This is a genomic window from Rhodococcus sp. P4_F5 (assembly GCF_056401315.1).
The window spans coordinates 1-20,146 of record NZ_JBFUJP010000087.1; the positions used below are offsets into that span (position 1 = coordinate 1).

Consider the following 20,146-nt stretch of genomic DNA (forward strand, 5'->3'; position numbering starts at 1 on the left):
CGGCAGGCTTGGCGGCGGCCGGCTTCGCGGCGGCGGGCTTSGCGGCGGCAGCCGGCTTGGCGGCGGCCGGCTTGGCGGCCGCGGCAACCTTGGCCGGGGCGGCCTTGGCGGCGGCGCTCACCTTGCTGGCGGCGGACTCGGTGGTCGACTCCGCCTTCTCGCCGGCACCGACGAAGCGGCTCGCGACATTCTCGCCCGCGTCGGACACGGCATCGCTTACCTCGTCCGCGACGTCGCTGATCTTCTCGGCGGCGCGACCGGCGAGCTTGGCGGCCTGCTCGCCGACGGCGCGGGTCTGGCGGGCCACGGTGCCGAGGGCCTCCTCGGTCAGGGTGGCGGCGTCGCCGAGCACGGACTCGGCGCGCTCGATGCCCTCTTCGACGGCCGGCTGGTTGCGCAGCCGCTCGACGGTCTCCTCGCCGCGCTCGGCGAGCGAGGTGTAGATGTCGGACGCGACCTTCAGGTACGCCTCGGCGACCTTGCGCAGCTCCTCGGCGGTGAACTTCTCACGCAGCTCGGCGAGCTCCTCGGGCAGCTCGGACGGCAGCCCGGCGAGGCGCTCGCGCAGCGCCTCGACACCCTCGTTGAGGTCGTCGGCGAGGCTGGCGAAGCGCTCACGGGCACCGTCCACGGTGGCACTGGCGTCGACACCCTCGTCGGCACGCTGGCGCACCTGGGCGACGACGTCCGCGACGGCCTGGACGACCAGGTCGCCCGCGCCGACGGCGGCGTACAGGGGGGTCTTCACGCTGTCGAAGCTGAGGTCAGTCATTGGTGTTCTCCTGTTCAACGGATGAGGAATCGAGACGGGGGTTGTTCTCACGACAGAACGACTCGTAGATCTCGAGGAGCACCTGCTTCTGACGTTCCGTGATGGCCACGTCGGTGAGCAGGGCGTCGCGCACCGGACTGGCCGCGCGCTGTTCGAGAAATCCGGCCTGCATGTACAGCACCTCCGACGACATCCGGAGGCCCTTCGCGATCTGGCCGAGCACCTCGGCCGAGGGCTTGCGCAACCCACGTTCGATCTGGCTCAGGTAGGGATTGCTCACGCCGGCCAACTTCGACAGCTGACGCAGCGAGACCTGGGCGGCCTCGCGCTGCGACTTGATGAAGCTGCCGATGTCCTGCGCCGCCGAGCTGACCACCCGCGCCGCCACGTCTCCGGCACTGTCGCCGTTCGGCTTGGGCTCGTCGGTCATCGCACTCCCTCACTGGTGGGTGAAATCCACGCTACGGGAGGGTGCTAACTATTGCAAGCACTCTTGTTAGCAGTCGATGCCGATCAGGCAAACATCAGCTGCGAGAGCGCGTAGATCCCCAGTCCGGCGAGGGCGCCGACCACGGTGCCGTTGATACGGATGAACTGCAGGTCGCGTCCCACCTGCAGCTCGATCTTGCGACTGGCCTCGTCCGCATCCCACCGGGCCACCGTGTCGGTGATGATGCCGGTGATCTCGGCGGTGTAGTTGGCGCTGACGTAGCGCGCCCCGCTGTCCAGCCAGCCCTCCACCTTGGCGGCGAGGTCCGGCTCGTCGCGCAGCCGCTCCCCCAGCCGCATCACGGTGTCGCGGGTCTTCGCGCGCAGCGCGCTCTCCGGGTCGTCCACCGACTCCAGGATCATCCGCTTGGCGACCTTCCACGCCGCCTCCGCGGCACTGGTCACCTCCTCCCGGCCCATGATCTCGGCCTTGACCTTCTCCGCCTTCGCCATGGTGGCGGGGTCGTGCTGCAGGTCGTCCGCGAAGTCGACCAGGAACCGGTTCGCCGCCTGGCGGACCTCGTGCTCGGGGTTGGACCGGACCTTCCAGGTGAACTCGACGAGTTCGCGGTAGATCTTCTCGCCGAGCATGGCGTCGACGAACTTCGGCGACCAGGACGGGCTGTCCCGGTCGATCACCCGGTCGATCGTCGGCTGGCTCGCCAGCGCCCACTGGTGGGCCCGCTCCGCGAGCAGGTCGAGCAGGGGCAGCTGCCGGTTCTCCTTGATCAGCTCGGCGAGGACCTTCCCGATCGGCGGCCCCCACGCCGGCTCGGCGAGCCGCCGCACGATGGTGTGGTCGATGATCTGCTGGACGTCCTCGTCGCGGAGGACACTGACGAAGCCGCGCAGGATCGTCGCCGTCTCGGCCGCGACCCGGGCGGCGTGCGCGGGTTCGGCCATCCAGGTCCCGACGCGCACGGGGATCTGCGCCGCCCGCACCTTCTCCGACACCACGTCGGGGGCCAGGAAGTTCTCCCCTACGAAGCTGCTCAGGCTCGTGCCGAGCTGGTCCTTCTTCTTCCGGATGATCGCGGTGTGCGGGATCGGCAGGCCCAGCGGGTGCCGGAAGAGCGCGGTCACGGCGAACCAGTCGGCGAGCGCACCGACCATGYCCGCCTCCGAGGCCGCGCGCACATAGCCGACCCACTCGCCGGCGCCACGCGTCTCCTGCCAGCGACAGAACAGGTAGACGACGCTGGCGAACACCAGAAACGAGGTCGCGAGCAGCTTCATACGGCGAAGGTCGCGTCGTTTGGCGGAGTCGTCCGTCACCGTCGTTTGCGTCACGTCGCCATTGTGCCGAATCCCGGCGCCGGCGGGATTTCTCCGCGACACCACGGGGGACGCAGGCCCACGCGGAAAACACACCTCTAAGCTGGTCGGAAGATCGAATCTGAACGGATGTGGCAAACCCAGTGCCGAAGAAGACAGCGCCGACAACAGAGGACCCCGGGCACGCCGAGGCCACGCAGGCCGATCCCGGGGACGACGGGGTGGCCACGGATGCAACGACGACGGACGCCACGACGGACAAGCCCGACGGCCGCAAGCGCCGGTGGCGCAACCACAAGATCGCGCGGCGCGAGGAACTCGTCGACGGGACCATCGCCGCGATCCGCGCCCGTGGCCGGGACATCGGCATGGACGACATCGCCTCGGAGATCGGCGTCTCCAAGACCGTGCTGTACCGGTACTTCAACGACAAGAACGACCTGACCAGCGCGACCATGATGCGGTACGTCGAGACGATCCTGGCGCCCCGGATGTACGCGGCCATCGGCGGCGACATGGACGAGTACGAACTGACCCGCGGGGCGATCACCGCCTACGTGGAGACGGTGGCCTCGGACCCCGAGGTGTACCTCTACGTGATGGCGAACAGCGCCGGCCCCAACCGCGACGTGGTCGCCGAGTCGGAACGGATGATCGCCGAACTGCTCTCCGCCGTGCTGGGCGAGCGGTTGCGGCTGATGGAGATGGACTCGGGCGGCGCCGTGCCGTGGGCCTACGGGATCGTCGGGGCGGTCCAGTTGGCCACCCACTGGTGGATCTCCAACAAGTCGATGACCGCCGAGGACCTCATCGACTACCTGACCATGATGACCTGGGGCGGGGTCACTGGAATCGCCGCCGTCGCCGGGTCGCCGGCCCGGTTCAAGACCATCCCGCACCCGCTGGTACCCGACGCCGCCGAGGACCGCTGACCTCGCCTCCACCCTTGTGTGACTCGCGGTAACAGATACCCTGTGGGGGTGAGCGAGGCGGACGCCGGCACCGGCGCGGAACACAACGGGCCCGACGGCTACTCCGGACGGGCGCTGGTCACGGTCGGCCATCGCCCCGCCCTCACACTGGACGTCCAACTGTCCGGGCACTTCGAGCCGATCAGCGGCCGTTACCTCTGGCAGGGTCGGGTCCGTGGGCTGACCGACGCACTCGGCCCGGCCGACTCGCCGTGCCCCGGCGCCGAACTGGAGATCAAGACACCCCAGGGCGTCGGCGTCGCGCGAGTCACGGCCGTCGACCTGTGGGGCAGCCACCTGGTCGAGGCGGTCTCCGGACGCCCCTTCACTGCGCTGTCCGAGGACCGGCTGGGCGAACCCGGCGACTAGATGTGTCCGACCGGCACCGCCGCGATCCCGGACCGCAAGAAGTCGACCAGCGGCTGGGTGAGGTCGTGGCCCGAGCGGCTGTCCTCGTCGAGCGACCCGGTCGCCGCGAGCAGCAACGTGGCCGCCATCGCCTCGCCGGCCACCGCGTAGTCCAGGCCGGCCCGCAGGTCTCCGCTGCGCACCACCTCGGCGAATGCGTCCGCGGCGAGTTCACCGAACTGTGCCAGCAGCGCGAGCAGTCGATCCATCACCGCCGGGGCCACGGCGGGTGCCTCGAACACCACGAAACGCACCAGCGCCGACTCGTGCTCGACCAACGCGTGCAGGCGGTCCGCCACCGCCCGGAACACGTCGAAGAACTCGTCCAATGTGCGGGCCTCGCGCAGCCGGTCCTCGACGATCCGCTCCCGGATCAGCTCGAGTCCACGGTCGATCACGGCGTCGAAGACCTCACGTTTGCCGTCGAAGTAGTTGTAGAAGGTGCCGTGTGCCAGCCCCACGACCTCGACGATGTCGGCCACCGAGCAGTTCGCGTAGCCGCGCGAGACAAACAGGTCGGAGGCCGTGCGCACCAGTTGGTCGCGGCGCACCGGGCCGGTCACCGCGCGGACCCCGCTGCGTGCACCGACCCCGGAACGGCACCCTGCCCGCGAAGCCCGAACGAGACCATCGCGACGATCGCCTCGTTCTGACGCGTCCGATCCACGCCGCGGGGGCCGCACCGCAGGCCCCGCAACAACGCGGGCCAGAGCAGGCCGAGGATCGCCCGCGACACCGCGTCGGCGTCGAGGTCCGACCGCAGCCAGCCGCGGGCCACACCGTCGTCCAGCGCAACGGCCACCAGTCGGGCCAACTCCTGCTCGCCGCGCACCCACCGTCGACTCCCGTGGCCCTTGACCGCATTGGCCTCGACCAGGACCAACCGGAGCAGGTGCGGCGAGTCCTCGAGCACCCCGAAGAGTCGGTCGCAGAACCCGCAGATCCGCTCGACCAGGCAGTCGACCGAGTCGACGGGCAACAGCAGCGCCCGTCCGTCGACCATGTCCACCAGTTCACGGAGGCACCGGTCCATCACGTGGTCGAGAATCTCCCGCTTGCTGTCGAAGTAGCGGTACACGGTGCCCAGGCCGACCCCGGCCCGCGCCGCCAGGTGGGCCGCGGTGGTGGCCTCGTAACCGCGTTCGGCGAACGACTGCGCGGCCGACGAGAGGATCTGCTCGCGACGGGCCGCGGCCAGGCCCGCCTGCGGCGGACGGCCGCGCCGCCCCGGCGCGCGCTCCTCGAGCGCGGTCACCTGCACCAGCCCAGTCGGCGTCGCGGCAACTCAACTCCCATTCCATGCCACGGTCGAGTAAGTATGTGGCAAAAGGACTTTAACAAGAGGCATCGGCTTCGACACTTCACGACCGCGCGCCGACAGCGTCGACCGGGGAGCCCGCGCGGCCACCGATCAGGTCGAAATCCGCCGGGTCGACTGTGCGGGTGCGTAGCCAGTACTGCCACGTGAACCCCGGCCAGATGGTCCGGTTGACACCCTTCACGTCCAGATACCAACTGACACAACCGCCGTTCGTCCACACCCCCTTCGACAGTTTGCGCTGGATGTCGACATTGAACCGATCCTGCACCCCAGGGCGCACCGAGATCGCCTCCGCCCCACTGTCATTGACCAGGCGCATCGCGTCCAGCGCGTAGCGGATCTGTTGCTCGATCATGAACACCACGGAGTTGTGGCCGAGGCCGGTGTTCGGCCCCAGCAGGAAGAAGGCGTTGGGGTAGCCCGCCGCGGTGATGCCCAGGTGCGTCGCGATGCCGTCCTCGTTCCACCGCGCGAGAAGTTCGCGGCCGCCGACGCCCACCAGGTTGACACTGCCGAATCCATCCGTCACGTGAAACCCGGTGGCGTAGATGATCGCGTCCACCTCACGCTCGGTGCCGTCCGCCGTGACGATGCCGGTCGCGGTGACCCGCTCGATCCGGTCGGTCACTACTTCGGCATTCGGCCGGGCCAGTGCCGGGTAGTAGTCGTCGGACCCGACAATTCGCTTGCAGCCGATCCGGTAGTCGGGCGTCAGCCGACGTCGCAGGCCGGGGTCGTCGATCGACCTGGCAATGTTGCGCTCGGCGACCCGCTCGAGCGGCGCCAGCAAATTCGAGTGCCCGTTGAGCCCGAGCGCCAACGCCTCGGACGTCCAGTAGATACCCAGGCGGAAGATCCTGCGCAGCAGGGGGATCCGACGAAAGGCCCGGCGCAGCCGCGGATCCACGTCGAAGTTCTTACGGGGCACCACCCAGGCCGGCGTGCGCTGGTAGAGCTGCAACTGTTCGACCTTGCCGACAATCTCCGGCACGATCTGCACGGCGCTGGCGCCGGTGCCGATCACGGCGACCCGCCTGCCGGTCAGGTCGTAGTCGTGATTCCACCGCGCCGAGTGGAAGGCGGTGCCACGAAAGGTCTCCGCACCGGGCAGCGCCGGGAGGCTCGGGACGTGCAACGCACCGATGCCGGACACCAGGAACTGCGCGATGTACTCGGTGCCGTCGGTGGTGCGGACATGCCAACGGTTCTCCGCCTCGTCCCACCGCCCGCCGGTGCTCGTACGGCCGAAGTGGATGTTGCGGTACAGGTCGTACTTGTCGGCCAGCGCCCGCAGGTACCGGAGGATCTCCGGCTGTCCGGACCACATCTGCGACCAGTCCGGATTCGGCTCGAACGAGAACGAGTACATGTGCGAGGGCACGTCGCAGGCGCAGCCCGGGTAGGTGTTCTCGCGCCAGGTGCCGCCGACCTCGTCGGCCTTCTCCAGCACCACGAAGTCGCGTCGGCCCGATTTGACCAGCTGGATGGCCATGCCGAGCCCGGAGAACCCGGTCCCGATGATCAGCACCCGGGTCCGACGCACCCGCCGACCGTTGCCCACCTCGGCGGACTGGGTCGACGCACTCACCGGGCACCCCCGACCACGTCGTCGCCATTCGCCACTCGCATGCCCGCTCCCATGCAACCGCCACGGGCCGACCACCCCGGCGTCCGATACCTGACGGAACAGGCATCGTGTGCGCGCAGCCCACCTGCACTGTCAACACTAGCCGGACTCGCCCGGCCTGGTTTCGGTGCGAATCCCGGCGGGCATGACACCCTGAACCCATGGCCAAGAACTCCAGTCAGGGCTGGGACGTCCCCGCCATCGAGGCGGTCCGAGTCACCCCGGACACCCGGGTGTCCGGCCTCGACACCAGGGACACGCCGGGGTTCGTCGGCGACAAGGAACTGGGCGAGAAGCTCCTCGAGGAACGCGGCGCCTACCTGTCGTCGCTGCAGGAGAAGTTGTACGCCAACGGCCGGTCCGAGCACGAGCACCGGTCAGTGCTCCTGGTGCTGCAGGGCATGGACACCGCGGGCAAGGGCGGAATGGTCCGGCACGTGATCGGCCACGTCGACCCGCAGGGCGTCGACCACGCCTCGTTCGGGGTGCCGACGGCGGAGGAGAAGCGGCACCACTACCTGTGGCGGATCCGCAAGGCACTCCCCCGGAACGGCCAGATCGGAGTCTTCGACCGGTCCCACTACGAGGACGTCCTGGTGGTGCGGGTGCACAACCTGGTGCCGCCGGCGGAGTGGGAACCCCGCTACGACGAGATCAACCACTTCGAACGCGAACTCGTCGACGCCGGCACCACGCTGGTGAAGGTCGCGATGTTCGTCTCGCTCGACGAGCAGAAGGAGCGCCTCGCCGAACGGCTGGACCGCCCCGACAAGCACTGGAAGTACAACCCCGGCGACGTCACCGAACGCGGGTACTGGCCGAAGTACCAGGAGGCCTACCAGGCCATGCTGGACCGCACCTCGACCGACTACGCGCCGTGGCACGTGGTGCCGTGCGACCGCAAGTGGTACGGCCGGCTCGCGGTCACCGAACTGCTCATCGACGCACTCGAGCGGCTCGACCTGGACTGGCCGCCAGCCAAATTCGACATCGAGGTGGAGAAGGCGCGACTGGCGCAGTCCTGAGCCACCGCCCCGGATCCGTGGGAGTGCACGGTCAGGGGAAGTGCGGCGTCTCCAGGTGCAGTCTGTGGTCGTGGTGGATGGTGCCGCCGACCACACCGATGGCGGTGCCGATCGCGACCAGGCAGACCACCCCCGCCATGATCGCCCAACCGCCGTACCCGGACCCGGCCGCAACGATGAACGACCCGGCGGCCGCCACTGCGATCAGGGTGAGCGTGAAGCCCATCCAGGATGCGAACAAGTTCAGTTTCATCGTTGACCCCTCACCTGACGGACCTGTGGTCAACTCGACGGTACGCCCGGCTCCCACGATTCGACAGGGCTCGAGCCCCGGCGGGCTGGGGATGCCTCAGGCGCCGGGCTGGGGTTGCCTCACGCGCCGGCAGGCTGGGGATGCTGGGTCAGCTTGCCGACCGTCGCGGCACAGAAGTGATGCAGGTCCGCGGTTCCGCGGCTGGTCACCAGGCTCCGGTCGACCACCACCGCCTCGTCGACGTAGTGGCCGCCGGCGTTGACGACGTCCACCCGCAGACTCGGCGAACCGGTGAGGGTGCGCCCCTCGACCGCACCCGCCTGGATCAGCAGCCACGGGGCGTGACCGATCGCGGCAACCGCCTTGCCGACGCGCATGAAATGCCGGACGAACGCCATCGCATGCTCGTCGAGCCGAAGCCTGTCGGCGTTCAGCATTCCGCCGGGCAGGATCAGCCCGTCGTAGTCGTCGACACTCGACCGCGAGACCAGCGCGTCCACCGGGAACCGGTCCGCGGTGATCACGTCCGCGCGATACGCCTGGATGTCACCCGGCCCGACGGAGAGCAGTTCGGTGGTCCCGCCCGCGTACTCCACCGCGCGCCGCGGCTCCTCGAGTTCGTCCTGCTCCACACCGTCCACGGCCAGTACCGCCACGCGGCGGCCTTCGAGTTGCCTGGTCATCCCCGACTCCTTCGCAACGCCTGACCCAGTATGGCCCGACCGACGCACCCGCGACCAGGGGCAGCAGCCCGGAGTCCCGGGGCCTAGAGCGTCGCGGTGTCGATCACGAAGCGGTAGCGCACGTCGCTGCGCACCACCCGGTCGAAGGCCTCGTTCATCTGGTCCGCGGCGATCACCTCGATCTCCGCACCGATCCCGTGGGCGGCACAGAAGTCCAGCATCTCCTGGGTCTGCGCGATCCCACCGACCATCGACCCGGCCAGGCTGCGCCGGTTGGCCGCCAGCGAGAATCCGCGCACCTCGATCGGCTTCTCCGGCAACCCGAGCTCGACGAGTGCACCGTTGACTGCGAGCAGTGACATGTAGGCGTCCATGTCGAGGTTCACCGACACGGTGTTGAGGATCAGGTCGAACCGCGAGCGGAGCTCCTTGAACGTCGCCGGGTCGCTGGTCGCGTAGTAGTGACTGGCCCCGAACCTCAGGCCGTCGTCCTGCTTGCTCAGCGTCTGACTGAGCACCGTCACCTCGGCGCCGAGCGCGTGTGCGATCTTGACCCCGACGTGCCCCAGTCCGCCCATCCCGATGATCGCGACACGTTTGCCGGGACCGGCGCCCCAGTGCCGCAGCGGCGAGTAGAGCGTGATGCCCGCGCACAACAGCGGCGCGGCGACGTCGAGGGCCAGGCTGTCCGGCACCGACAGCACGAAGGACTCGGTGACGACGATGTGGGAGGAGTAGCCGCCCATCGTGTACTCGCCGTCCGGGGTCCGGGAGTTGTAGGTCTGGACCACCCGCGAGACGCAGTACTGCTCGTCGCCCGAGACACACGCCTCGCAGGTGCCGCAGGAGTCCACGAAACAACCCACCCCGACGCGGTCACCGACGTCGTGCCTGGTCACCTCGTCTCCGACGGCCGCCACGATCCCGGCGATCTCGTGCCCCGGCACGACGGGATAGTGCGTGCCGCCCCACTCGTTGCGCGCGGTGTGGATGTCGGAGTGGCAGATGCCGGCGTACTTGATCTCGATGAGCACGTCGAGCGGGCCGAGGTCACGACGCTGCACGGCGGTCTTCTCGAGCGGCGCATCGGCCGAGGTCGCCGCGTAGGCGGAAGCAGTAAGCATGGGTAAATACCTACCCCTCGACCGGGCCGGCCGCACAATCGCGCAACTAATTAGTTGTGATCAAGATCTCAACACGTGATCAATGAGATTTGCATCACACAATTTGCCAGCTACGCTGTCGCGAACTAGACAACCGTCCAACTCAGCCGACCGTAACCCGATGCCCTCCACTGGCCGAACCCGAGGAGACAGATGCGCAGGCTACTTTCGCTAGGAATCGCAACCGCGGTGATCGGCGGCCTCATGTCCGCGGCGCCGCTCGTCGCCGGCGCCCAGGGCCTCGCCCCGGCGCCCGCGGGCAAACTCCATTCCCAGGGCAGCGCGCTGGTCGACGAGTTCGGCCGCACCGTCCTGCTGCACGGCGTCAACAACGTCGACAAGGAGGCGCCGTACCTCAATACCGGCGACGGTCTCACTGTCACGCCTCAGGATGCCGACCTGCTCGCCCAGCACGGGTTCAACACCGTCCGGCTCGGGGTCTCGTTCGACGCGATCATGCCGGAGCGGGGCCAGATCGACGACGCCTACCTCGGCCGGGTCGCCGACACCGTCGACGTGCTCGCCGCCCGCGGCATCCACGTCCTGCTCGACAACCACCAGGACGGGCTCTCGAAGCCCTGGACCGGCAACGGCTTCCCCGCCTGGGCGATCGAGGCCCGGCCCACCGCAGGCGAGCCGAATCCCGGCTTCCCGCTGTACAACCTGATGCCCAGCATGAACAGGGGCTGGGACGAGGTCTGGAACAACACCCACGGCGCCCTCGACTACCTCGGCGCCGCGCTCGCCGCGCTCGCCACCGAGGTGAAGGGCAAGCCCGGCGTGATGGGCATCGAACTGCTGAACGAGCCGTGGCCCGGTTCGCCCTTCCTCACCTGCTTCCCCGGCGGCTGCCCGGACTTCGACCGCAAGTACCAGGCGGCGATGCAGAAGCTCACCGACGCGGTCCGTGCCGCCGACCCAACCGTCCCGGTCTACTGGGAGCCGAACGTCACCTGGAACCAGCTGATGCCGTCCAATCTGGCCAACCCGCCGAAGACGCCGGCCATCACCGACCCGAACATCGTCTTCGCCCCGCACGACTACTGCATTCCCAGCCAGCTCGCGATCTACCTGGGCCTGCCGGAGGGGCTGAAGGCCCTGTGCACCACGACGCAGGACAACACCTGGGCCAACATCGACGCGGTCACCGAGCGCGCCGACATCCCGTCCGTGATCACCGAGTTCGGTGACGGGGACCCGACCGTGCTGGCCAACACTCTCGAGCGTGCCGACGAACGCTTCGTCGGCTGGCAGTACTGGCACTACAGCAGCATCTTCGGCCCCAGGGGCGGCACCGACCCGTACCTCGGGGCGATCGGCCCGCAGCTGGTGCGCACCTACCCGCAGGCCACCGCCGGCGCTCCCGGGAAGATGAAGTTCAACGCCGACAACGGCGACTTCATCTACCGGTACACCCCGAAGGCCTCGACCAAGCCCACCGAGATCTACGTCTCCGACCTGCACTACCCCGACGGCTACGTGGCCGCGGCGGAAGGCGGCACGATCACCTCGGCGCCGGGTGCCCGTCTGGTCACCGTCCAGGCCAGCGGGACCGGCCCCGTCACCGTCAAGGTCAACCGCCCCGGCTCCGCCGGCGCAGAACTGCCCGCCGACGCCGGAGGCTCGGGCTCGGCCGGGTCCTCCGGCAGCGCGGGCAGCTCCGGCTCGTAGCGGCTCGCAAACCCCACCCCCCGACTGACCGAATGCGACATTCGGTCACTCAGACTGAACGAGTGCGACATTCGGTCGGCTCGGGGGCCCGCAACGCCGGCCGGTAGCCGCCCCGTACGACGGCACCCCGTACGACGCAGAGGGGCCCGGACCGATCACCCGGTCCGGGCCCCTCTGCGTTTCTCCACCTACCGGCGCGTCCGCCTACGATGCGCTGCTCGCCAGCTCGTCCCGGCGACGCAGCCGCCGGGCCGCCGCCACCATGTTGCGCAGCGCGGGCTCGAGCTGCCAGTAGTGCCGGGTCTTGAGGCCACCGTCCGGGTTCGCCCAGAGCCGGTCCAGGTCCACCGACTTCGCGGCCTCGCTGAGCAGCTCGTCGAGCTCGTCGATGTCCGGGATCCGCGCCGAGCGGCTCTCGTACACACCGGGTCCCACACCGTGGGTGAGCTTGCGTTCCTTGATGGCCTCGAGCACCCAGGAGATCGAACGGGTTGCCACGATCGCCGTGACGTCGCAGTCCATCCGCTCGATGGCGTCGACCACCGACGCCTGGCTGGTGTAGGTCAGGTGGGTGTGGATCTGCGTCTCCGGCTTCGCGCCGCCGGTCGCCAGGCGGAAGGCGTCGACGGCCCAGCCCAGGTACTCGGTCCGCCCACCCGCCCGCAGCGGCAGCAGCTCGCGGATCGCCGGCTCGTCGACCTGGATGACCGCGATGCCGGCGGCCTCGAGGTCCGCGACCTCGTCCCGGATCGCCAGCGCCAGCTGGTCGGCCGTCTCGTGCAGCGGCTGGTCCTGCCGGACGAACGAGCGGGCCAGCATGGTGACCGGGCCGGTGAGCATGCCCTTGACCGGCTTGTCGGTCAGCGACTGCGCGTAGGTGGCCCACTCGACGGTCATCGGTCCGCGCCGGAGCACGTCACCGAACAGGATCGGCGGACGCACGCAGCGGCTGCCGTAGGCCTGCACCCAGCCGTTGTGCGTGAACGCAAATCCGTCCATCAGCTCGGCGAAGTACTGGATCATGTCGTTGCGCTCGTGCTCACCGTGCACCAGGACGTCGAGGCCGATGTCCTCCTGCAGTCGGATCGTCCGCTCGATCTCGGCCTGGATGCGCTTGACGTACTCGTCCCGGCCGAGCCGGCCCTCGACGAGTTCGTACCGCGCGATGCGGGCCGCGTCGGTCTGCGGGAACGAACCGAGCGTGGTCGCGGGCACCTTCGGCAGGTTCAGCCTCTGCTGCTGCGCGGCCCGGCGCTCCTCGTACGGCGCGCGGACCCGGTCCGAGTCCTTGATGTTGTTGACCCGTTGGCGCACCTCGTGCTTCTGCTTGAAGTGCACCGACGTCGGCTTCTTGCGCCAGCGCTCCGACGGCCCCTCGCTGAGCGCCTTGGCCAGCGAGACCACCTCGCCGACCTTCTGCTTGGCGAAGGCCAGCCGGTCCGCGACGTCGCCGTCGAGCTCCCACTCGGCCAGCACGTCGTACGGGACGTGCATCAGCGAGCAGGACGTGGAGACGACCAGGTCCGGGATCACGTCCCTGAGGGCCGCGAGATAGGTCAGCTTGCTGACGTTGTCGCTGCGCCAGACGTTGCGGCCGTTGACGACGCCGGCGTAGACGCGCTTGCGCTTGAGCCCGGGGATCTTCGCCAGTTCCTCGGGGCCGACCTTGCCGTAGACCAGGTCGAGACCGAGCGCCTCGACCTGGGTGGCGGCCAGGATCGGCAGGGCCTCGCCGAGGTTGCCGTACGGGCCGGTGACCAGGATCCGCGGGCGCAGCGGCGCATGCGAGAGCGTCGCGTAGGCGCGCCGCAGGGCGTCCAGCTCGTCGGCGGTGCGGTCCTGGGTGAACGCCGGCTCGTCGAGCTGAATGCAGGTGGCGCCGGCCTTTGCGAGCTTCTCGAACAGCGCCTCGTACTGCACCAGCAGCGGCTCGAGCAGGTCGAGGGTCGAGAACCCTTCCGCCGCACCGGGACCGACCTTGGAGAGCAGCAGCAGCGAGACCGGGCCGAGCACGACGGGACGCAGTTCGATGCCGCGCGCCTTGGCCCGCGCGAACTCGTCCATCAGGGCGTCGGAGTGCAGCGAGAACTCGGTGCCCTCGTCCAGCTCGGGCTGACGGTAGTAGTAGTTCGTGTCGATGTACCGGACCAGCTCGAGCGGCGGGAAGTCGGGCCGGCCGCGGGCCATGGTGAAGTAGAAGTCCAGCTCGTCGAGCTCGCCCTGCAGCGGCGCGAACCGGGTCGGCACCGCGCCGAAGAGCATCGCGTTGTCGAGAACGTGGTCGTAGTAGGAGAACGTGTTGCCGGGCACCTGCGTCAGGCCGGTCGCGGCGAGCTCGCTCCAGGTCTCCTCCTGCAGCTCGCGGCCGACCGCGACGAGCTCCGCCTGGGTGCTCTTGCCGTGCCAGTACGCCTCGAGCGCGCGCTTGAGTTCGCGTCGGGGTCCGATCCGCGGGTATCCCAGGATGCTGGAGCCGTAGGTGGCTGCGCTGCTGGTCATCGTGTCGACCTCTCCGTGATGTGTCGCTGCCGTCTAGATGTTCACTGCCGCCGAAATGTCACTGCCCGTGATGCGCTACGCGCCCGTGCACCATTTTCACTGTCACAGCTGTGAAAAGGCGCACGGGCGCGGGGTCGCATACCAGTGTGTGTCTCTGGCTAGCTGGCTTGCTTGCTGGCGCGGCCGTTCTCGCCGTACTCGTAGAAGCCGGCACCCGACTTCTTTCCGGTCAGTCCGGCCTCGACCATGCGCAGGAGCAGCGGGGGCGCCGAGTAGAGCGGCTCCTTGAACTCCTCGTACATCGAGTCGGCGATGGACTTGACGGTGTCCAGGCCCACCAGGTCGGTCAGCGCGAGCGGACCCATCGGGTGCGCGAGGCCGAGGACCGTCGCCTTGTCGATGTCTTCCTTGGTGGCGAAACCGGACTCCACCATGCGGATCGCGGAGAGCAGGTACGGAACCAGCAGCGCGTTGACGACGAAGCCCGAACGGTCGGCCGACCGGACGACCTGCTTGCCGAGGATGTCGCTGGCAAAGGCCTCCGCGCGCTCGGCGACGGCGGCGCTGGTCTTGAGCGTCGTCACCAACTCGACGAGCGGCAGGACCGGAACCGGGTTGAAGAAGTGCATGCCGATGACGCGCTCGGGACGCTTGGTGGTGATGCCGAGCTTCATGATCGGGATCGACGACGTGTTGGACGCCAGCACAGCGTTCGGGTCCGTGACGATGGAGTCGAGTTCGGCGAAGATCTCACTCTTGATCTTCTCGTCCTCGAGGACGGCCTCCACGACGAGCTGCCGGTCCGCGAAGTCGCCGAGATCGGAGGTGAAGCGCAGGCGCCAGGCGGCCTGCTCACGCTCACGCTCGGTGATCTTGCCGCTGCTCACGCCGCGGTCGAGCGAGCGCAGGATACGTGAACGTCCGGCGGCTGCGAGCTCGCGGGTCTGCTCGAACACCAGAACGTCGACATGGGCGCGGGCGCACACCTCGGCGATTCCGGAACCCATGATCCCGGCGCCGATCACGCCGACGCGCTGAATCTTTTCGCTGGTCACGTCGTATCTCCTCAACCTTGACTGCGCTTCGGTGACAACAGATTTGGCGAGTACATGGGTAACTCACCGGGTACTTCCAAAAGCCTCGGACTCCGGCACGGGCGGCCCGCAACGCGAGTTGCGGACCGCCCGACTGGTGCGTTGAAGTCCCGGAGAGGCGGCTCGGGTCTAGTGGAACTGGCCCTCTTCGGTGGAGCCCTTCAGCGCCGCCGTGGAGGTGTTCGGGTCGACCGTGGTGGCGATGCTGTCGAAGTAGCCGGCGCCGACCTCACGCTGGTGCTTGATGGCGGTGAAGCCACGCTCCTCGGCGGCCTTGAACTCGCGCTCCTGCAGGTCGACGAAGGCGGTCATGCCCTCGCGGGCGTAGCCGTGCGCCAGGTCGAACATGCCGTAGTTGAGCGAGTGGAAGCCGGCCAGGGTGATGAACTGGAACTTGAAGCCCATCGCGCCGAGCTCCTTCTGGAACTTCGCGATGGTCGCGTCGTCCAGGTGCTGCTTCCAGTTGAAGGACGGGGAGCAGTTGTAGGCCAGCAGCTGGTCCGGGAACTCGCTGCGGACGGCCTCGGCGAACTTCTTGGCGACCTCGAGGTCCGGCACGCCGGTCTCCATCCAGATGAGGTCGGAGTACGGCGCGTAGGCCTTGGCGCGAGCGATGCAGGGCTCGATGCCGTTCTTGATGCCGTAGAAGCCCTCGGCCGTGCGGGTGCCGTCGAGGAACGGGCGGTCGCGCTCGTCCACGTCGGAGGTGATCAGGGTGGCGGCCTCGGCGTCGGTACGCGCGATGACGACCGTCGGGACGTCCGCGACGTCGGCCGCGAGACGCGCCGAGGTCAGGGTGCGGATGTGCTGCTGGGTCGGGATGAGCACCTTGCCACCGAGGTGGCCGCACTTCTTCTCCGACGCGAGCTGGTCCTCCCAGTGCGAACCGGCGACGCCGGCCGCGATCATGGCCTTCTGCAGCTCGTAGACGTTCAGCGCGCCGCCGAAGCCGGCCTCGCCGTCCGCGACGATCGGGGCGAGCCAGTTCTCGACCGAGGTGTCACCCTCGACCTTGGCGATCTCGTCGGCGCGCAGCAGCGCGTTGTTGATGCGACGGACGACCTGCGGCACCGAGTTGGCCGGGTAGAGGCTCTGGTCCGGGTAGGTGTGACCCGAGAGGTTCGCGTCACCGGCGACCTGCCAGCCGGAGAGGTAGATGGCCTTGAGGCCGGCGCGCACCTGCTGCACGGCCTGGTTGCCGGTGAGGGCACCGAGGGAGTTGATGTAGTCCTCGTTGTTCACGAGGTCCCACAGGATCTCCGAGCCACGGCGAGCGAGGGTGGCCTCCTCCACGACGGTGCCCTGGAGCTTGACGACCTGCTCGGCCGTGTAGTTACGGGTGACGCCCTTCCAGCGAGGATTGGTGTCCCAATCCTGCTGGATCTCAGCTGCGGTCTTCGGGGTGCCGGTGGTCGACATCGAGGCTCCACTCTCTTGTATCTGCTGGTCCGGTACGGATGTACTGCTTCACATCCTTGCCAGGCCCTTCTTGTGTACTTACCGAGAGTGACACAACCAAAAACCGCCGTCTACCTGTTGCTAATGCCAATATTAGCTAGGTTCTCACCCCCCGTTGCTAACTTAGCTAAGTTCTGGCACGGGTTTCAGCGGCCCCGCCGGTCGGAAAGTTACCGGCAAGTAGGGGAAACCGGCAGGCAGCGGCGTTGGCGAGCCGGGGACGTCGATTCACACGAAGCGGCGGCCGCTGTGCGGAACCTGGCACCTCGGCCGGGCCGGCTGTGATCGCAATCACGGACGCGGCGGGCCGACGAGCCGGTCCGGCCGCGGCGGGGTTCTGACGGAGTCGACGACCCGCACACCCCTTTTGCCCATTTCGCACACCCGTTAGGCGTGCATTCGGTGTGTGATCCGGTGGAAAGGTGTGTGATCCAGTGCTCACGGGACCGTCGTCGACGCCGCACCGAGCGACTGCACGGTCTGCTGCATGTACCCGCCCCGGTGGCCGGACGAGAACTCGTTGAACGCGGCGATCGCGGCCTCGACCCGGTCCTCCGGGACCAGCACCTCGACCCGCAGCCGCTCGGAGAACGCGAGGTCCTGGCGCTGCCCGCGGAACTGCAGCGAACCGGTGTCGCTGTTGGCGGCGTGCGCCTCGGACACCACGATCGAGACCGCGCCGGCGGCCAGCAGCGCCTCCCGCAGTCGGCCCGGGTCGATGGTCTCCAGGATGACGGTGATGAGCCGGTGCTCCACCGCGGCGGGTTCCGTCACGAGGTCGCCCTGCGACGGCGCCGCGGCCACCACCCCGGCCGATTCGCCGCCCACCACGAAGGCCGGATTGACGTGGTACGCGTCCATGCCCTGCTGCTTCTGGTCGATGTCGACCTGGTCCTCGGGCGCGAGCCGCAGGCCGACGGTCTTCTCGATCCCCATCGCGATCAGCCAGGTCGCCGCGAACGAGAAGGCGATCACCGAGACCAGCGCCAGGCACTGCTCGCCGAGCAGCGTCAGTCCCCCGCCGAACAGCAGCCCGTCGTGGCCGATCGAGTTGACGGCCTGCTCACCGAAGACGCCGACCAGGAGCGAACCCAGCGCACCGCCGACGAAAAGCACCGCGATCACGTCGAGGGCGTCGTCGAAGTGGAACAACGTCTTGAGCCGCAGCCCCCAGTGACACACCAGCCCGGCCAGCGCGCCGATGGCCAGCGCCGAGAAGGTACTCACGTAGCCGGCGCAGGGGGTGATGGTCGCCAGGCCCGCGACGGCCCCGGTGATGCCCCCGATCGCGGTGGCGTGCTGCTCGGTCAGCCGCTCGATCAGCAGCCACACGCACATTCCCGCGGCCGCAGCGACATGCGTGTTGATCAGCGCCTGTGCGGCAATACCGTTGGCCTGCAGACCATCTCCGGCGTTGAATCCGAACCAGCCGAACCACAGGATGCCCCCGCCGACCAGTGCCAGCGGCAGCGAGTGCGGGACGGTCTCCGTGTTCGGCCAGCCCGGCCGCTTGCCGACCACCAGCAGGATCGCCAGCGCGGCCGCTCCCGCGGACGCGTGCACCACCATCCCCCCGGCCCAGTCCTGGGCGCCTCGCTGCGCGAGCCATCCGGACGGATTGAACAGCCAGTGCGCGATCGGCGGGTAGACAACGATCGACCACAGCACCAGCATCACCGCCCAGCCCAGCGGCTCGAGCCGGTTCGCGGTGGCTCCGGTGATCAGCGCGGGGGTGATGATGGCGAACATCATCTGGTACGCCACGAAGGCGAGCGTCGGGATCGCGATGCCGGAGACCACCACATGCAGTGCGGGATCCGGCGCGCTGTCGAGGTTCCGCAGCCCGAACAGCGTCAGGTCGCCCATGAAGCCACCGCCCAGGTCGTCGCTGAACGCGATGCTGTAGCCGATCACGATCCAGGTGACGGTCACCAGTCCGAGCGGAACCAGGTTCTGCTGCAGCATCACCAGGGCGTTGCTTCGGCGGACGAGACCCGCGTAGCAGAAGGCCAGGCCGGGGACCATGAACAGGACCAGTGCCGCGGAGAGCAGGACCCATGCGGTGTCACCGCTGTTGATTGTTGCTGCTGCCAACATTCGACGACCATCCTCCGAAGAGTTCGATCATGTTCACTGCGCGCCGGACAAACGGGCTCGCCGGGTCCGCCGGGCACCGCCCCGCTGGCAACGCCGGCTCCTGGGCCGAGCCCCGCATTCAACGCCGATCACGCTACGCCTGAACTCGGGAATGCTCACTGGAACGAGCGGCCGGGAGGGCAGCGAGTCGAACTCGTTTCTCGCCCGCCGGGCCGCTCACCTGCCGAGAGTGCTGCAACCGGGCGCGCCCGGGACGCCCGCGAGTCGGGCGTCGAGCCACGCGGCGGCCACCGGCGCACCGGACAGTGCGACCGTCTGGTGCTCGCCCTGGTACTCCTCGAGTCGCACCCTGGCACCGCGCGCGCACCAGTCGTCGTAGAGCTGCTCCGAGCTCTCCCGCGGAATCCAGACGTCCTGCTGCCCCTGGTAGAGGAACACCGGGGCGGTCGGCGCCGCCCCACCCAACCGGTTCGCCGCCAGTACCTCCCGCGCAATCGGGGTGTCGACGACGTGCGGGACGTCGGACAGCGCCTGCACCGGGACCGGCAGCAGGGCTCCGGCGGCTCCCAGCGCGGGCAGGCAGAAGTCCCGGGCGGCCTCGGCGAGACGCCAGCCGTTCTCGTTGAACAGGGACAGCAGTTCCGGGTACTCCCGGGCCACCCCGAGCGTCGCCCCCAGCAGCACCCCGGACGCCAGGTTCTTCCCGTTCATCGACTCCAGCAGGATCCGGTAGTCGGCGGGGGTGCCGCCGAACGCCGCACCGACGATGTTCAGCTCGGGCGCATAGGTCGGCGCCAGCTCCGCCGCCCAACCGCTGGCGATGGCGCCGCCCGAGTACCCGGTGATCGCGATCGGCGCGTCGGTCACCAGTCCGAGCGCCGGCGTGCGCACGGCGCCGCGCAGCGCGTCCAGCACCGCGTGACCGGCCATCCGGCCCGCCGCGTACGCCTGCCTCGGCCCCTCGTGGTCGGTCACCACGACGGCGTCACCTCGGGACAGGAAGTACTGCACGGCAACAATTTCCAGCGTGCCACCATGGGTGAGTGTCCAGGACGGCGCGCAGGCCTGTCCGAGCGAGTCGATGGCCATGTTGTAGGCCAGCACCGGCCTCGGCCCCGCCCCGGACCACGGCGCGGACGGCACGATGACGGTGGTCGCGACCGGCACCGGCCGGCCCTTCGCGTCGGTGGAACGGACCAGGAGCTGGGTGGAGACGGCCGGGGCGGGGAGCGGCGACACCACCACCGGGCGGGTGTGCAGGACGGTGCCGGCGGCCGCGGACCCGAAGCCGGGCGGCGGGTCGAACCACCGGTCGCCGAGCGGCGTCGCGGCCACCGCGG

At 68.9% G+C, this 20,146-nt stretch carries 18 protein-coding genes; 4 read left to right on the plus strand and 14 right to left on the minus strand.

Going from position 1 to position 20,146, the window contains the following annotated elements:
- The 3 genes from AC1DU4_RS23475 to AC1DU4_RS23485 form a co-directional block, all read right to left on the minus strand.
- The coding region (locus AC1DU4_RS23475; RefSeq protein ID WP_477843973.1) for a heparin-binding hemagglutinin at positions 1 to 772 on the minus strand (772 nt) is incomplete at its 3' end.
- Positions 765 to 1,202: a helix-turn-helix domain-containing protein gene (locus AC1DU4_RS23480; protein ID WP_072842550.1), complete on the minus strand. Its 438-nt coding sequence runs from the start codon at positions 1,200 to 1,202 to the stop codon at positions 765 to 767. The genes AC1DU4_RS23480 and AC1DU4_RS23475, both read right to left, overlap by 8 nt.
- Before the next feature lie 83 nt (positions 1,203 to 1,285).
- Positions 1,286 to 2,497 carry a DUF445 domain-containing protein gene (locus AC1DU4_RS23485; protein WP_477843996.1) on the minus strand — a complete coding sequence of 404 codons (1,212 nt, stop codon included), beginning with the start codon at positions 2,495 to 2,497 and terminating at the stop codon, positions 1,286 to 1,288.
- A 260-nt stretch (positions 2,498 to 2,757) separates the two neighbouring features.
- Between AC1DU4_RS23485 and AC1DU4_RS23490 the strand changes: the two genes are divergently transcribed.
- Positions 2,758 to 3,468, plus strand: coding sequence for a TetR/AcrR family transcriptional regulator (locus AC1DU4_RS23490; RefSeq protein WP_477843998.1), 711 nt, complete (start codon positions 2,758 to 2,760; stop codon positions 3,466 to 3,468).
- A gap of 48 nt (positions 3,469 to 3,516) precedes the next feature.
- Entirely contained in the window at positions 3,517 to 3,876 is a 360-nt protein-coding gene (locus tag AC1DU4_RS23495; RefSeq protein WP_477843975.1) for a DUF4873 domain-containing protein, read from the plus strand.
- Here the strand turns inward: AC1DU4_RS23495 and AC1DU4_RS23500 are convergent.
- From AC1DU4_RS23500 to AC1DU4_RS23510, 3 genes are all read right to left on the minus strand, one after another.
- Complete coding sequence (locus AC1DU4_RS23500) at positions 3,873 to 4,478, minus strand: TetR/AcrR family transcriptional regulator (RefSeq protein WP_477843977.1); 606 nt, start codon at positions 4,476 to 4,478, stop codon at positions 3,873 to 3,875. The two genes, AC1DU4_RS23495 and AC1DU4_RS23500, sit on opposite strands and share 4 nt — an antisense overlap.
- A complete protein-coding gene (locus tag AC1DU4_RS23505; protein ID WP_477843979.1) occupies positions 4,475 to 5,176 on the minus strand; it encodes a TetR/AcrR family transcriptional regulator in 702 nt (233 codons plus the stop codon). Before AC1DU4_RS23505 ends, AC1DU4_RS23500 begins: the two co-directional genes overlap by 4 nt.
- A gap of 100 nt (positions 5,177 to 5,276) precedes the next feature.
- Complete coding sequence (locus AC1DU4_RS23510) at positions 5,277 to 6,824, minus strand: flavin-containing monooxygenase (RefSeq protein ID WP_477843981.1); 1,548 nt, start codon at positions 6,822 to 6,824, stop codon at positions 5,277 to 5,279.
- Between the two features lie 200 nt (positions 6,825 to 7,024).
- Between AC1DU4_RS23510 and AC1DU4_RS23515 the strand changes: the two genes are divergently transcribed.
- A complete protein-coding gene (locus tag AC1DU4_RS23515) occupies positions 7,025 to 7,888 on the plus strand; it encodes a polyphosphate kinase 2 family protein (RefSeq protein ID WP_477843983.1) in 864 nt (287 codons plus the stop codon).
- A 31-nt stretch (positions 7,889 to 7,919) separates the two neighbouring features.
- On the opposite strand, the gene AC1DU4_RS23520 is transcribed toward AC1DU4_RS23515, so the two are convergent.
- The 3 genes from AC1DU4_RS23520 to AC1DU4_RS23530 all read right to left on the minus strand — a co-directional run bounded on the left by AC1DU4_RS23520 (position 7,920) and on the right by AC1DU4_RS23530 (position 9,948).
- A complete protein-coding gene (locus AC1DU4_RS23520; protein ID WP_072842544.1) occupies positions 7,920 to 8,141 on the minus strand; it encodes a hypothetical protein in 222 nt (73 codons plus the stop codon).
- A 119-nt stretch (positions 8,142 to 8,260) separates the two neighbouring features.
- Positions 8,261 to 8,824 carry a type 1 glutamine amidotransferase domain-containing protein gene (locus AC1DU4_RS23525; protein WP_072842543.1) on the minus strand — a complete coding sequence of 188 codons (564 nt, stop codon included), beginning with the start codon at positions 8,822 to 8,824 and terminating at the stop codon, positions 8,261 to 8,263.
- An 83-nt stretch (positions 8,825 to 8,907) separates the two neighbouring features.
- Positions 8,908 to 9,948 carry an NAD(P)-dependent alcohol dehydrogenase gene (locus AC1DU4_RS23530; RefSeq protein ID WP_477843986.1) on the minus strand — a complete coding sequence of 347 codons (1,041 nt, stop codon included), beginning with the start codon at positions 9,946 to 9,948 and terminating at the stop codon, positions 8,908 to 8,910.
- A gap of 192 nt (positions 9,949 to 10,140) precedes the next feature.
- On the opposite strand from AC1DU4_RS23530, the gene AC1DU4_RS23535 reads away from it, so the two are divergent.
- Positions 10,141 to 11,658 carry an endoglycoceramidase I gene (locus AC1DU4_RS23535; protein ID WP_477843988.1) on the plus strand — a complete coding sequence of 506 codons (1,518 nt, stop codon included), beginning with the start codon at positions 10,141 to 10,143 and terminating at the stop codon, positions 11,656 to 11,658.
- A gap of 204 nt (positions 11,659 to 11,862) precedes the next feature.
- Here AC1DU4_RS23535 and metE read toward each other — a convergent pair whose 3' ends face one another.
- The 5 genes from metE to AC1DU4_RS23560 form a co-directional block, all read right to left on the minus strand.
- Positions 11,863 to 14,157: a 5-methyltetrahydropteroyltriglutamate--homocysteine S-methyltransferase gene (metE, locus tag AC1DU4_RS23540; RefSeq protein WP_477843990.1), complete on the minus strand. Its 2,295-nt coding sequence runs from the start codon at positions 14,155 to 14,157 to the stop codon at positions 11,863 to 11,865.
- A 158-nt stretch (positions 14,158 to 14,315) separates the two neighbouring features.
- Entirely contained in the window at positions 14,316 to 15,212 is an 897-nt protein-coding gene (locus AC1DU4_RS23545; RefSeq protein WP_072842539.1) for a 3-hydroxybutyryl-CoA dehydrogenase, read from the minus strand.
- A 168-nt stretch (positions 15,213 to 15,380) separates the two neighbouring features.
- The gene (gene aceA / locus AC1DU4_RS23550) at positions 15,381 to 16,670 is read right to left on the minus strand and encodes an isocitrate lyase (protein ID WP_072842538.1); all 1,290 of its coding nucleotides are present in this window, start codon (positions 16,668 to 16,670) and stop codon (positions 15,381 to 15,383) included.
- A gap of 477 nt (positions 16,671 to 17,147) precedes the next feature.
- Positions 17,148 to 18,806, minus strand: a complete 1,659-nt coding sequence (amt, locus tag AC1DU4_RS23555; protein ID WP_477843992.1) for an ammonium transporter — start codon at positions 18,804 to 18,806, stop codon at positions 17,148 to 17,150.
- 216 nt (positions 18,807 to 19,022) lie between these two features.
- The coding region (locus tag AC1DU4_RS23560) for a lipase family protein (RefSeq protein ID WP_477843994.1) at positions 19,023 to 20,146 on the minus strand (1,124 nt) is incomplete at its 5' end.